The 13,480-nt window shown below is 58.1% G+C and carries 15 protein-coding genes and 1 pseudogene; 8 read left to right on the forward strand and 8 right to left on the reverse strand.

Annotated elements, in window-relative coordinates; translation table 11 throughout:
- The first annotated feature begins 340 nt into the window (after positions 1-340).
- A complete protein-coding gene (locus ACYZT8_RS25720; RefSeq protein WP_461976934.1) occupies positions 341-1,051 on the forward strand; it encodes an autoinducer binding domain-containing protein in 711 nt (236 codons plus the stop codon).
- A gap of 187 nt (positions 1,052-1,238) precedes the next feature.
- Positions 1,239-2,363, forward strand: a complete 1,125-nt coding sequence (locus ACYZT8_RS25725; RefSeq protein ID WP_461976936.1) for a methyltransferase — start codon at positions 1,239-1,241, stop codon at positions 2,361-2,363.
- Between the two features lie 78 nt (positions 2,364-2,441).
- On the opposite strand, the gene ACYZT8_RS25730 is transcribed toward ACYZT8_RS25725, so the two are convergent.
- From ACYZT8_RS25730 to ACYZT8_RS25740, 3 genes are read right to left on the reverse strand one after another with little or no spacing between them, the layout of a single operon-like run.
- Positions 2,442-2,609: a DUF2474 domain-containing protein gene (locus ACYZT8_RS25730; RefSeq protein ID WP_461959393.1), complete on the reverse strand. Its 168-nt coding sequence runs from the start codon at positions 2,607-2,609 to the stop codon at positions 2,442-2,444.
- Between the two features lie 57 nt (positions 2,610-2,666).
- Positions 2,667-3,674 carry a cytochrome d ubiquinol oxidase subunit II gene (gene cydB / locus ACYZT8_RS25735; RefSeq protein ID WP_461955806.1) on the reverse strand — a complete coding sequence of 336 codons (1,008 nt, stop codon included), beginning with the start codon at positions 3,672-3,674 and terminating at the stop codon, positions 2,667-2,669.
- A gap of 3 nt (positions 3,675-3,677) precedes the next feature.
- Positions 3,678-5,120: a cytochrome ubiquinol oxidase subunit I gene (locus tag ACYZT8_RS25740; RefSeq protein WP_461976938.1), complete on the reverse strand. Its 1,443-nt coding sequence runs from the start codon at positions 5,118-5,120 to the stop codon at positions 3,678-3,680.
- Between the two features lie 484 nt (positions 5,121-5,604).
- Between ACYZT8_RS25740 and ACYZT8_RS25745 the strand changes: the two genes are divergently transcribed.
- The 3 genes and pseudogenes from ACYZT8_RS25745 to ACYZT8_RS25755 all read left to right on the forward strand — a co-directional run bounded on the left by ACYZT8_RS25745 (position 5,605) and on the right by ACYZT8_RS25755 (position 7,320).
- Entirely contained in the window at positions 5,605-6,843 is a 1,239-nt protein-coding gene (locus ACYZT8_RS25745) for an MFS transporter (RefSeq protein ID WP_461976940.1), read from the forward strand.
- An 85-nt stretch (positions 6,844-6,928) separates the two neighbouring features.
- Positions 6,929-7,009: pseudogene (locus tag ACYZT8_RS25750) on the forward strand (type II toxin-antitoxin system RelE/ParE family toxin); the annotation flags it as partial.
- Positions 7,010-7,032: 23 nt separating this feature from the next.
- A complete protein-coding gene (locus ACYZT8_RS25755; RefSeq protein WP_461955810.1) occupies positions 7,033-7,320 on the forward strand; it encodes a HigA family addiction module antitoxin in 288 nt (95 codons plus the stop codon).
- Between the two features lie 6 nt (positions 7,321-7,326).
- Here ACYZT8_RS25755 and ACYZT8_RS25760 read toward each other — a convergent pair whose 3' ends face one another.
- Together ACYZT8_RS25760 and ACYZT8_RS25765 are read right to left on the reverse strand one after the other, a co-directional pair.
- Positions 7,327-7,878, reverse strand: a complete 552-nt coding sequence (locus ACYZT8_RS25760) for a DJ-1 family glyoxalase III (protein ID WP_461976942.1) — start codon at positions 7,876-7,878, stop codon at positions 7,327-7,329.
- Positions 7,879-7,945: 67 nt separating this feature from the next.
- The gene (locus tag ACYZT8_RS25765) at positions 7,946-8,404 is read right to left on the reverse strand and encodes a DUF4879 domain-containing protein (protein ID WP_461976944.1); all 459 of its coding nucleotides are present in this window, start codon (positions 8,402-8,404) and stop codon (positions 7,946-7,948) included.
- A gap of 214 nt (positions 8,405-8,618) precedes the next feature.
- Here ACYZT8_RS25765 and ACYZT8_RS25770 point away from each other — a divergent pair, with 214 nt between their 5' ends.
- Together ACYZT8_RS25770 and trmA are read left to right on the forward strand one after the other, a co-directional pair.
- A complete protein-coding gene (locus ACYZT8_RS25770) occupies positions 8,619-9,914 on the forward strand; it encodes an NCS2 family permease (protein WP_461955812.1) in 1,296 nt (431 codons plus the stop codon).
- Complete coding sequence (trmA, locus tag ACYZT8_RS25775) at positions 9,911-10,990, forward strand: tRNA (uridine(54)-C5)-methyltransferase TrmA (protein ID WP_461976946.1); 1,080 nt, start codon at positions 9,911-9,913, stop codon at positions 10,988-10,990. The genes ACYZT8_RS25770 and trmA overlap by 4 nt, the downstream gene beginning before the upstream one ends.
- A 54-nt stretch (positions 10,991-11,044) precedes the next feature.
- On the opposite strand, the gene ACYZT8_RS25780 is transcribed toward trmA, so the two are convergent.
- The 3 genes from ACYZT8_RS25780 to ACYZT8_RS25790 form a co-directional block, all read right to left on the reverse strand.
- Positions 11,045-11,491, reverse strand: coding sequence for a DUF2442 domain-containing protein (locus ACYZT8_RS25780; RefSeq protein ID WP_461976947.1), 447 nt, complete (start codon positions 11,489-11,491; stop codon positions 11,045-11,047).
- Positions 11,488-11,916, reverse strand: coding sequence for a DUF4160 domain-containing protein (locus ACYZT8_RS25785; protein WP_461976949.1), 429 nt, complete (start codon positions 11,914-11,916; stop codon positions 11,488-11,490). Before ACYZT8_RS25785 ends, ACYZT8_RS25780 begins: the two co-directional genes overlap by 4 nt.
- A 212-nt stretch (positions 11,917-12,128) precedes the next feature.
- Positions 12,129-12,332, reverse strand: coding sequence for a tautomerase family protein (locus ACYZT8_RS25790; protein WP_131061840.1), 204 nt, complete (start codon positions 12,330-12,332; stop codon positions 12,129-12,131).
- Between the two features lie 110 nt (positions 12,333-12,442).
- Between ACYZT8_RS25790 and ACYZT8_RS25795 the strand changes: the two genes are divergently transcribed.
- Positions 12,443-13,354, forward strand: coding sequence for a LysR family transcriptional regulator (locus ACYZT8_RS25795; RefSeq protein WP_461976951.1), 912 nt, complete (start codon positions 12,443-12,445; stop codon positions 13,352-13,354).
- Positions 13,355-13,480 lie beyond the last annotated feature (126 nt).

Below are 13,480 nucleotides of genomic sequence, written 5' to 3' on the forward strand. Positions count from 1 at the left end.
GCTCCATTCAACAGATGACCCAGTGTCCCGCAAAGCAGGCGATGTAAACACCGGTGATTTGTAGTGGCATTAGACAATGCCTCCCTGTCCTGCCGTCATTGCCGGGGTTAAAATGACTCACTTTTCACACTAACCAAAAGGTACAAAATAAAGTTTAAACAATTGCATTGCGCACAACATACAACTTTGTATTTTTCCGGTTAAGAACCAGTTATGTACTTTTCTGCCTTCTCAAGAGCGAAAAAATTGCAGCGCATGCGTAGGAATACTCCTACACTCGTGACGTGCCGGATTTCGGATCCAATATGCACCCTCAAGATGCCTACATGGAGTTACACCGATGGAAATGTGGAAGGAGTCACAATTAAGACAGATATCTAATGCAAGGGATGTTGAGTCTGCATACGAGATCTCACTTAATCTCGTTAAAAACCTTGGCTTTAATTTCTGTGCCTTTTCAATAACATCGTACTCGCGAGGCCCACATTTCAAGAGAGTGAATCTCAATAACTACCCAACCGACTGGAATGCAAAATATGAACAAAACCATTTCGGTGAAACAGATCCGATACTGGCTCATTGCAAGCAATCGAGTTTGCCGATTCTTTGGGTGGATGAGGTTTTCTCAAAGACTCCTGGAATGAGAGAAGCGCAAAAAAAACAAGGCTTGCAGCATGGTTGGTCGCAATCGCTCCACGACGACGGCGGGCTCTGCAGCATGTTGAGCCTGGCCAGAAGCGACTGCCCAATCACGGCCTATGAACTGTATGAAAATCTGGGCTATGCGATGTTCATTAGCCAACAACTGCATGGGCTCGTCGCTCGAAATTTGCCTTCACGCACACCTCATTCGTGCAATCCTGTTTTGTCGGCACGCGAAATTGAAATATTGAAGCTATCGGCCGATGGAAAGACGGCATACGAAATATCCAGAATCCTGAACCTCTCTGAGCGCACCGTAAATTTCCATATACACAATGCGATCCATAAACTGGGCGTCAACAACAAGATCGCCGCCGTCATCGCAGCGGCAAGGGCCTGCATGATCTGAGCATTGCGCCCAGATACCCAAGGACGAAAAACCCGCGAGTATTCCAAAAGAAAAAAACGTACCATTTGCGGTTCCTCCAGAGTGATGACGAGTGAAACATCCGTCGCAGTCCACTCGGACGGCCCCGCCGCTACAACGCTTCAGGCAGCGGGACCCCACACCCGTTGACTACCCAGAGCCCCGCCTCATGCCCCTGCTCGAAACGCCCTTCGCCCAACTCGATCTGATCCGTCAGCCAGAACAGCAGAACGAACCACTGCAAGCGTTCGATGCCGCCGATGAATACCTGCTCAATCATCTGGCCGAGCAGCAGCCGGCCGCGGACACCCGAGTGCTGGTGCTCAACGATAGCTTCGGCGCGTTGGCAGCGAGCCTGGCGGGCAAAGTCCTGGTGACCAGCAGCAGCGATTCGTTCCTGGCTTTCCAGGGCCTGGAAAAAAATCTGATCCGCAACGGCCAGGCATTTGATGCGGTACCGGTTGTTCCGGCGAACGAAGCGTTCACTGGCCCGTTTGACCGCGTGTTGATCCGGGTGCCGAAAACCCTGGCCTTGCTGGAAGAACAGCTTATTCGCCTGCAGGGCCAACTGGCTCCAGGCGCTCAGGTGATTGCTGCCGCGATGGTCAAGCATCTGCCGCGCGCTGCGGGTGATCTGCTGGAACGTTACATCGGCCCGGTGCAAGCCTCGTTGGCGTTGAAAAAGGCCCGGCTGCTGATCGCAACGCCTGAAGCCAAAACCCCTGCCGTGTCCCCCTACCCTTCACGCTATCAACTCGACACACCGGCGATCGAACTGCTGAACCACGCCAATGTGTTCTGCCGCGAAGGGCTGGACATCGGCACACGAGCCTTTCTCCCACATTTGCCACAGAACCTCGGTACAGCGCGAGTCGCCGACCTCGGTTGCGGTAACGGTGTATTGGCAATCGCCAGCGCTCTGCAAAACCCTGATGCCCATTACACGCTGGTGGACGAGTCATTCATGGCAGTGCAATCAGCGGCTGAAAACTGGCGCGCTGCGCTCGGTGATCGTGACGTGATCGTGCGCGCCGGCGATGGCCTGGCCGGGCAAGAACCGCAATCGCTGGACGTGGTGCTGTGCAATCCACCGTTTCACCAGCAACAAGTCGTCGGCGACTTTCTCGCCTGGCGGATGTTCCAGCAGGCGCGCGAGGCCCTGGTGACAGGTGGTGCGCTGTACATCGTCGGCAACCGTCACCTCGGCTACCACAGCAAGCTCGCGCGGCTGTTCCGTGGCGTAGAGCAAGTGGCGGCCACGCCGAAATTCGTCATTCTCAAAGCCCGTAAATAATCGCACGTAAAAAAAACCCTCCGTGACAGGAGGGTTTGAATCCGCGCCACAAGGCAACGGGATGGGAATGCAGGTATTTCAGTGCGTGGACAGACCTGCGGCATTCATGAACATGCGCATCAGGCTGGCCACGATAAACAGGGCCCCCACGCTACCGACCCAGATCAAGGCCAGCCAACCGAGCCGCTGCCAGAGCGGTTTTTGCTCTGCTGCCTTGATTTCCTCCAGGGAATGTTTGCCAGCCATCATCGTGACCTCCTCTGAAACGGCGCAGGAATCGACCCTGCGCCATTGTCGTGCGTTCTAGTGATAACCATCTTCGTGAGTCACCTTGCCGCGGAACACGTAGTAGCTCCAGAAGGTATAACCCAGGATGAACGGGATGATGAACAGCGTACCGACCAGCATGAAGCCCTGGCTTTGCGGCGGTGCAGCGGCGTCCCAGATCGAGATCGAAGGCGGCACGATGTTTGGCCACAGGCTGATGCCCAGTCCGCTGTAACCCAGGAAGATCAGCACCAGGGTCAGCAGAAACGGCGTGTAGTTCGCATTGCGGGCCACGGCACGGATCAGACCGTACATGGTCACCAGCACGAGAATTGGCACCGGCAGGAACCAGAACAGGTTCGGCAGGGTAAACCAGCGAGCCGCGATCTCGGCATGGGTCAGCGGGGTCCAGATACTGACGATACCGATCACCGCCAACACCACGAACGCCAACGGCCGCGCCAGATTATGCATCTGCTCCTGCAACTTGCCTTCGGTCTTCATGATCAGCCAAGTGCAGCCGAGCAGCGCATAAGCCACCACCAACGCGAGGCCGCAGAACAGGGTGAACGGTGTCAGCCAGTCCAGTGAGCCGCCTGCAAACTGGCGATTGACCACCGGCAAGCCATCGATGAATGCACCCAGCGCCACCCCCTGGAAGAAGGTGGCGGCAATCGAACCACCGATGAACGCCTTGTCCCACAGATGGCGCTTGTCATCCTTGGCCTTGAAGCGGAATTCGAACGCGACACCACGGAAAATCAGCCCGATCAGCATGAAAATCAGCGGCAGGTACAGCGCCGAGAGCACCACCGAATAGGCCAGCGGAAACGCGCCGAACAACGCCGCGCCGCCCAGGACCAGCCAGGTTTCGTTGCCGTCCCAGACCGGGGCGACGGTGTTCATCATCACGTCACGGTCGGTCTTGCCCGGGATGAACGGAAAGAGAATCCCGATCCCCAGGTCGAAGCCGTCCATGACCACGTACATCATGATGCCGAAGATGATGATCACGGCCCAGATCAGCGGAAGATCAATACCCATGACTCAAATCTCCTTGGTCAGGCTGGGGCTGTGGTCAGCGTCCGCACCATCGTCGTCGGCGGCGGAAAGCGGACGGGCCGGAGTGCGTTTCTGGCCAGGGCCACCGTCGTTGGTTTCCTTGCCTTCGTCGATCTTCGGCCCTTTGCGCACCAGGCGCATCATGTAGCCCAGACCGGCACCGAACAGCGCGAAATACACCACAACGAACAGGATCAGCGTGATGCTCATCTGCATGAAGCTGTGATTGGAGGACGCGTCCGCCGTACGCATCAAGCCATAGATCACCCACGGCTGACGGCCGATTTCAGTGGTAAACCAACCGGCGAGGATCGCGACCAGGCCGGACGGGCCCATCCACAATGCCAGGTAGAGGAACGGTCGCGAGGTGTATAGCTTGTCGCTTTTGCGAAGCCACAGGCTCCACAGACCGGTGAAGATCATCAGCATGCCCAGACCCACCATGATCCGGAACGACCAGAAAACGATGGTTGAATTCGGCCGGTCTTCAGGGGGAAAGTCCTTGAGCGCCGGCACTTGCTTGTCCAGGGAATGCGTCAGGATCAGGCTACCCAGGTACGGAATTTCTACCGCGTATTTGGTCCGTTCTTCTTTCATGTCCGGCCAGCCGAACAGGATCAGCGGGGTCGGCTCATCGCCGTGATTTTCCCAGTGACCTTCGATCGCGGCGATTTTCGCCGGCTGATGCTTGAGCGTGTTGAGACCGTGAAAATCACCGATGACGGCTTGAATCGGCGCCACGATCAATGCCATCCACATGGCCATCGAAAGCATGGTGCGAATCGCCGGGTTGTCCTTGCCGCGCAACAAGTGCCAGGCCGCCGAGGAGCCGACAAAGAAGGCGGTCGCGACGAACGCGGCCGTTGCCATGTGCATCAGGCGGTAGGGGAATGACGGGTTGAAAATCACTGCAAACCAGTCGGTTGGAATGACCTGGCCATTGATGATTTCGAACCCCTGCGGGGTTTGCATCCAGCTGTTGGAGGCGAGAATCCAGAAGGTCGAGATCAGCGTACCGATGGCGACCATGACCGTGGAGAAGAAGTGCAGGTTGCGCCCGACCTTGTTCCAGCCAAACAGCATGACCCCCAGGAAACCGGCCTCAAGGAAGAACGCTGTCAGGACTTCGTACGTCAGCAACGGCCCGGTCACGGACCCGGCGAAGTCCGAGAAGCGGCTCCAGTTGGTGCCGAACTGATAGGCCATGACCAACCCGGAAACCACGCCCATGCCGAAATTGACGGCAAATATCTTCGACCAGAAATGGTACAGATCGCGGTAAGTGTCGTTGTTCGTCTTCAGCCACAGGCCTTCGAGTACCGCCAGGTAACTCGCCAGGCCAATGGTGATGGCCGGGAACAGGATGTGGAACGAGATGGTGAACGCGAACTGAATTCGGGCGAGATCAAGCGCCTCCAAACCGAACATAAGTCTTCCTCTGTCAGGTAATACCGGCTGAAGGCTTGCGGCCTGCACCCACGGCCCCCACGGATATGGAGTGTGGCGAATTTGAATTCGTTCTTTTTTTACAAACATCACAACGTAGGGAGTCTGGCCATCTGGCCGCCGGATCATTTCCACAAGGGTCTTGATCTGGATCAAGCAATGGTTAAAAGAGTAGTCCCATTTTTGACGATGGACGGTGTGGTCTTTTGACGCGTGACAGGTTGCCTCACAGGTCTGCTCATGAACTGAAACACATTACCTGTGGGAGCGAGCCTGCTCGCGAAGCGGTGTGTCAGACGAAGGGGTATCGACTGATACGCCGCCATCGCGAGCAGGCTCGCTCCCACAGGGTGATGTCAGTGTTTCCGAGATCGGTGTCTAGCTAACTAATTTTTCCAACCCTGCAACTTCTGGTTACAGGTTGGTGATAATCTCGACCCTCCCCTCGCTCAAGACTTTCCCCCAGATGCCCAGCCAAGCGCCCTTGCTGTTACGTCATCACCGTCCTTTTATCGCGTTCTGGTTGGCTCGGGTGTTTACCGCCAGTGGTTTTCAGATGCTCACCGTGGCCATCGGCTGGAATCTGTATCAACTGACCGGCAATGTGCTCGACCTGGGTCTGGTGGGGCTGGTGGAGTTTGCCCCGCGAGTGCTGTTCATGCTGCACACCGGGCACGTCGCGGACCGCTATGACCGGCGCAAAGTCGCGGCGATCTGTCAGTCCCTGCAAGCGCTGATTGCCCTGTCCCTGGCGATCGGAAGCGCGACCGATCATGTCACCCGGGAGATGATCTTCATTCTCGCGTTCCTGCTCGGCGCCGCCCGCTCCTTCGAGATGCCGACCACCCAGGCCTTGCTGCCGAGCATCGTTCCAAGCGCGCTGTTTCCCCGTGCCGTCGCAGCCGCGCAGTCGGCTCAACAATCAGCCACCATCGTTGCCCCGGCCCTTGGCGGTTTGCTCTATGCCTTCGGCAGTGTCTGGGTGTATGGCCCGACGGTGATCCTCTACATCATTGCCTGCTTGCTGATGCTCAACCTGCCGGCCCGGCAAACGCCGCTGAACAAGGGCAAGGCGACCCTCGATTCGTTGCTCGCGGGTATCCGCTTCATCCGCAGTCGCCCGGACATTCTCGGGGCGATCTCTCTGGATCTGTTTGCGGTGCTGCTTGGTGGTGCGACGGCGTTGCTGCCGGTATTCGCCAAGGACATCCTGTTGACCGGCCCATGGGGCCTGGGCCTGTTGCGTTCAGCCCCGGCAGTCGGTGCGCTGCTGATGTCGCTGTACCTCGCTCGATTTGCCGTGGAGCGCAAGGTCGGGCGGGTGATGTTCACGGCCGTCGGTGTGTTCGGCGTCGCGACCATCGCATTCGGCCTCTCGACCTCGTTCTGGTTTTCCCTGGCCGTGCTGGTGGTACTGGGTGCGGCGGACATGATCAGCATGGTGATCCGCGCCTCCTTCGTGCAACTGGAAACCCCGGACGAAATGCGCGGCCGGGTCAGCGCCGTGAACGGTTTGTTCATTGGCGCTTCGAACCAGTTGGGCGAATTCGAATCCGGCCTCACCGCCCATTGGTTCGGCACCGTGCCGGCGGTGGTCATGGGTGGGATTGGCACGTTGGTGGTAACTGGGGCGTGGATCAAACTGTTCCCGACCCTGGCCAACCGCGACCGCATGCATGTGTCGGTGGAAGAAGTGAAGGTCTGAAGCAGGTTCCGTTCACAGTTTTGTCGACCAGGTGCACTACATAAATAGTGCATCAAGTGTAATGTATCGCCTTACACTTTCCCCCATGATCAAATCCTTCCAACACAAAGGCCTTCGTGGCTTCTATGAAACAGGTTCGACTCGCGGGATCCGCGCAGACCATGCGATACCACTGACAGGAGGCAGGACATGCCCATGCACAACCCACCGCACCCTGGCGAAACGCTTTTGATGGATGTATTGCCCGAGCTAGGCATCAGTGTCACAGAGCTGGCCCGCCACTTGGGGTTCGCTCGTCCGCATCTTTCGCGCGTACTGCATGGCCACGCACCGATCAGTCCGGATTTGGCGGTGCGTCTCGAGCGAGCCGGAATTGGCAAGGCGCGGATGTGGTTAGGGGTTCAGGCCGACTACGACCTCTGGCAAGCGGAGCATCGTGAGCAACCGTTTATCGAACCCATTGCCATTCACGCCTGACGCTTTTCAAACCACCAACTCCCCCGCCACAGCAGCCCGCGTGGCTTTACCGCAGAGTTGCTCCACCAGCGTCAGGGCAAACTGCAGTGCCGCACCCGATCCCTGCGCGGTGATGCAGTTGCCATCGACCACCACTGGCTGGTCAACAAAATTGCAGCCAGACAATTGATGGCTGGCCGATGGCAGGCAGGTCATGCGCCGCTGACGTAATACGCCAAAGGCTTGCAGCGCCAACGCCGGGGATTCGCCAATGCCGGCGAACAGACGCCCGGCGGAGGCCTGGTCCTTTATCAACTGTTGCAGGGGTTGATGCGCGGCGAGGTGTTGCGAGCCGACTTCTCCGCCGGGCAAAGCGATCAGGTCGAACGGCTGGGCCAGCAGATCCACCAGCATCGCATCGGCGGTCAAGCGGGAACCACGGGCACAGGTGATCATGCGTCGGCCCTCGATGCTCGCCACTACCACTTCAACCTTGGCGCGGCGCAGCACATCGATCAGGGTGACGGTTTGCAGGTCATCGATGCCCTCGGCGAGGGTAATCAAAGCTCTAAAGGTCATGGGTACGGTCCACAGAATGATCTTTAAAGCGTAGTCAGCTTTCCTGACCCTTGTTCGAGCGCAGGCGTTACTTGATGTAAAGCTGGGTCGACATCTTGTCGCCCGGTGCATTGATCGAGGTGTTGCTGAACGTGAAGATCCCGTCCTGCTTGCCCGCAAGATTGAAGATATACAGATAGCCGACGGTTTTTGCCCCAGGCGTGCACTCGGTCAGGTTGCCGGTTTGAAAGGCACACACCGGCGTCCGGGTGCCGTCCACTTCAAAACCATCCAGCGCGACATGCGGACTGGGACTACCGTAGCCGACTTCCAGTACGTAGACCTTGATGCTCGGACCGCTGTGGTCGCAACTAGTCTCGGTCTGCCCCTCGGCAATGTTTTCAAATCCACAGGCCGGCGATTCAACCTTGACCACTTTCAACTGGCTCAATCGCGGCGCCATCGCCGCCGAGGCAGTTTGCGCCCCCAGCAACAACGCCATCGCGACGCCAATAACCGCAACCCCACACTTTTTAATGCAATCCATAACGCCCCCCAAAACCAGCGCGCAGTATGGCTCACTTCGCTTTACGGCAAAACATCGACGACGATCACAGCCATAAGCAGCCACAACCCCACGCTGCTGGTATGATGCGCGGCTTTTTCCGACCCACAGAAAATTACCAGGCGCCTGCAGTGGTCTGTGCTTTGCTGTTGAGGTCGATACATTCACGGCGCCGGGCGCGCCACGGGGAGCAGACATGCTGGAAAGGCTGTTTCAACTCAAGGCACACAACACCAACGTGCGGACCGAGATTCTGGCGGGCGTCACGACCTTCTTGGCCATGGCCTACATTTTGTTCGTCAACCCGAGCATTCTCGGCGAGACCGGCATGGACAAGGGCGCGGTGTTTGTCGCGACCTGTCTGGCAGCGGCCATCGGTTCCACAGTGATGGGCCTGATCGCCAACTACCCGATCGCGCTCGCGCCGGGCATGGGCCTGAACGCCTTCTTCACCTACACCGTGGTCCTGCACATGGGCCACACCTGGCAAGTGGCGCTGGGGGCGGTGTTCATCTCGGCGGTGCTGTTCTTCCTGCTGTCGATCTTCCGCATCCGCGAATGGATCATCAACAGCATCCCGCTGCCGCTGCGCTCGGCGATTGCCGCCGGTATCGGCCTGTTCCTGGCGCTTATCGCCCTGCACAACGCGGGCATCGTGGTCAGCAACCCGGCCACCATGGTCGGCCTCGGTGACTTGAAGCAACCCGCTCCGATCCTCGCTACCCTCGGCTTTGCCCTGATCGTGGCACTCGAAGCCCTGAAGATTCGTGGTGCGGTACTGATCGGCATCCTGGTCGTGACCATCGCGTCCATCGCATTGGGCTTCACCCCGTTCGGCGGCGTGATGTCGATGCCGCCGTCCCTGGCGCCGACCTTCCTGCAACTGGACATCAAAGGTGCGCTGGACATCGGTCTGGTCAGCGTGATCTTCGCCTTCCTGTTCGTCGACCTGTTCGACAACTCCGGCACCCTGATCGGCGTTGCCAAGCGCGCCGGCCTGATGGGCAAGGACGGCCATATGCCGAAAATGGGTCGCGCCCTGATCGCCGACAGCACCGCGGCCATGGCCGGTTCGCTGCTGGGCACCTCGACCACCACCAGCTACATCGAATCCGCTGCCGGCGTGAGTGCCGGTGGCCGCACCGGCCTGACTGCCGTCGTGGTGGCGATTCTGTTCCTGCTGGCGCTGTTCTTCTCGCCATTGGCCGCCAGCGTTCCGGCGTTCGCCACTGCACCGGCGCTGCTGTTCGTCGCTGTGTTGATGACATCCGGCCTGGCCGAAATAGACTGGGATGACATCACCGTTGCCGCACCGGTCGTGGTCACCGCGCTGGCCATGCCGTTCACGTACTCCATCGCTAACGGCATCGCCTTCGGTTTCATCTCCTGGACCGCGATCAAACTGCTGTCTGGTCGTGGCCGTGAGCTGAATTCAGCGCTGGTGATTCTGTCGATTCTGTTTGTGATCAAGTTGGGTTGGTTCAACGCATGACTTTTGATTCCCAGGCCTACGCCGTCCAGCTCGAAGAAAAGGTCACGCGCCTGCGCGACCTGCTGGCCCCGTTCGATGCACCGGAACCTGCGGTGTTTGACTCGCCGCTGAAAAATTTCCGCCTGCGTGCCGAATTCCGCCTGTGGCGCGAAGGCGGAGAGCGTCACTACGCGATGTTTTCCCAGGAAGACAAACGCACACCGATCCTGATCGAAGAGTTCCCGATCGCCAGCCTGCGCATCAATGAATTGATGCCGCAGCTCAAGGCCGCATGGAAAGCCAGTGCGGCGCTGAGCCACAAGTTGTTTCAGGTGGAGTTCCTGACCACCCTGGCCGGCGATGCGATGATCACCCTGTGCTATCACCGCCCGCTGGACGAACACTGGCACACGGCGGCGTCGAAACTGGCCACCGACCTGAACGTCAGCGTTATCGGTCGCTCGAAAGGCAAACGCGAAGTGATTGGCCATGATTACGTGGTCGAAAAACTGGAAGTCGGTGGCCGCACATTCAGCTACCGCCAGCCCGAAGGCGCATTCACCCAGCCCAACGGCACAGTGAACCAGAAGATGCTCAACTGGGCTTACGACGCCCTCGGTGATCGCCCGGACGATTTGCTGGAGCTGTATTGCGGCAACGGTAACTTCACCCTGCCGCTGGCGACGCGCGTGCGCAAAGTGCTGGCCACCGAAATCAGCAAGACTTCGGTTAATGCCGCACTGAGCAACCTCAGCGAAAACGCTGTGGATAACGTCACCCTGGTGCGTTTATCCGCCGAAGAACTGACCGAAGCCTTGAACGAAGTTCGCCCGTTCCGGCGCCTGCACGGCATTGACCTTAAGAGCTACGAGTTCGGTAGCGTCTTCGTCGACCCGCCTCGTGCCGGCATGGACCCGGACACCTGCGAGTTGACTCGGCGCTTCGACAACATCCTCTATATCTCCTGCAACCCGGAAACCCTGGCGGCCAACATCGCCCAGTTGCATGACACCCATCGCATCACTCAGTGCGCGATGTTCGACCAGTTTCCGTGGACGCACCACATGGAATCCGGGGTGTTGTTGACGCGTCGTTGAATGCAGCCACCCCATACAAAACAGCCGTCAGTACGACGGCTTTTTTGTGGGCGGTCAAAGAGTCGCATCAACCTTGCGTGGGCGGCCGCCCTTTTTGCCATTGGCCCGCGCAGCTTCGGCTTTGGCGGCGCTGCTTTGGCGGCCATTGCGCGAGGCGATGACTGAAGACGCCATGTCCATCAGCGGCTTGCTCGCCGAAATCATTCCGGCTATTGAAACGTGCAGATCCTTGCCTTCATGACAGAGAGCGGTTCCAGAGAAGCCAACCTTCAAATCACTGAAATCGCCTACGTCAAAACCATCAAATTCCGAGTAGTTCCCCACTGGCAGGAACACACCGCTGCCATCCTCGAAACTGACTGCCAGACAAGTCCCTGACAAGGTGACCGCCGTCGCGTTCAACCCGCTACGGCGACTTGCCTCGCCTCGCTCGATGGCCTGGCCCAATGCTTCTTCGGTGACTGGCCGATCCGTCTGCTCTCTTGCCTGTATCGTTTTCATAATTCGATCTCCACTCCCTCCGGTGCCCCCATCAGGGCCAGCAGAGTCTTGTTCGATTCAGGCTCATAACTCGCCGAGCCAATCATGTACGTCGTGCTGGCTACCCTCTTCATAACAACTACCTCATTGCCGTCCCAATCCCACAACTGATTGTCGAGGCAAGCTGTGCGCAATTTGCTCCACCAGATACCACGGGCTCGGCGTAGATGGGCAGGTTGCCGGAGCGCCTGTCGTAATCCCTCCAGTACCGCGGAGGGTGGTCGCTGCGACTGCGGGACGACATCCCAGAGCTCGACGCCGTTGTGCCAGAAACTGAACTTGAACCGTGCGCCCCACGCCCCTGCGTCGACATGTACGTGGGGTGGACAATGTTCATCGCGCAGCATGATGACCAGCGAGAAGCCTTTGTAGCGGCATACATTCATACTAACCCATCCGTTAGGTTATTAATTGCGAAGATTCTCCGTTCCCTGAAGAACCCGATAACTGGTGCTGATTGTTCGATGATCAATCCGTATTTGAGATTAGCGCTTGAGAGCTTTTCGACTCGCTCGTCTCAATGCCAATTAGTAAGCATTCCTTTCAACACGACCACAAAAAAGCCGTCACAAGGACGGCTGTCTTGATTTACACACCATCATCCAGGCTGCTTCCGATACTCAGTGGTGGTGATGCCCGCATAACCCCAGTTATCGGTATCGACTTCCTCGATCACGATGTGGGTCAGCTCCGGTGGCTTACCGAGAACTCGCTTCAAGGTGTCAGTGATTTCGGCGATGACCTGGGCTTTCTGCTCCCGGGTGACGCCGTCACGGGTAATTCGCACGCTGACGAAAGGCATGATGCTGCTCCTGTCGGTTATCAAATGAGATGCCGGCCAAGTAAAGCACTGCTTCACCGATTTCATCTACAGTGGCGAAGTCCCTCATTTGATCCCCGGTGTCATCAATCATGCAGCGCGTATTCGACGATCTTCAGTTGGGCAGCATCGAACTGTTTTGCCTGGCGGCCGAGGCCGGCAGCTTTACGGCGGCCGCATTGGTGGCCGGCGTAACACCGGCAGCCGTGAGTCGTTCGGTGTCGCGCATGGAAGAGCGCCTGGGTGTGCGGCTGTTTGCGCGCACTACCCGCAGCGTCAAGCTGACCGACAGTGGTCGCCGTTATTACGAGGAATGTCGTCAGGCGCTGGCGCAGTTGGTCGAGGCTCAGCGCGAGGTGATGGGCCAGCAACAGCAACCGTCCGGCACACTGCGCATCAGTATTCCCACGACGTATGCGCACCACCGGATCTTGCCGTTGCTGCCGGCATTTCGGGCGCGCTTTCCAGACGTGAAAGTCGAGTCGCACATCAGCAATCGCAACATCGATTTCGTCGGTGAAGGGTATGACATGGCGATCCGCGTGCGGGCGATTCCGGATTCCGGCCTCATCGCCCGTCACCTTGAGGACGCCGCGCTGGTGATGATTGCCAGTCCCGATTACCTGAAGCGCGCAGGTATTCCGCAAAGCCTGGATGACCTTGCGCAGCACGAATGCATTCAGTACGAACTGCCCAGCAGCGGTCGACGCATTGCCTGGCTTTTTAACGACAACGGCGCGCTGCGGGAGATTCTTGCCGAGGGCAGCCTGAGTTGCTCCGACGATGTGCTCGGCGGCGTGACCTTGGCCAAACACGGGGCGGGGTTGTTTCAGACTTACCGGTTTATTGTCGAAAACGAACTGGCCGATGGCTCGTTGGTGGAAGTGCTCAAGCCTTACGGCGGACGCTCCCGGCCATTCACCCTGCTCTATCCACAGAGCCGTCATATGCCGTTGAGACTGCGGGCGTTTATCGATTTTCTGGTCGAGCATCTGCCGCGATAAGCCTCGCGACTGTCCGATCACCGCACACAAAACCTCAATCAAGCCTCTCTTCAATTGACCGAACTAACCAGCTAGTACAATTTATCTCCACAGGCTGAACCCCACAGCCCATTCCAAAAATAATAT

Source organism: Pseudomonas sp. LB3P93, from assembly GCF_054898025.1.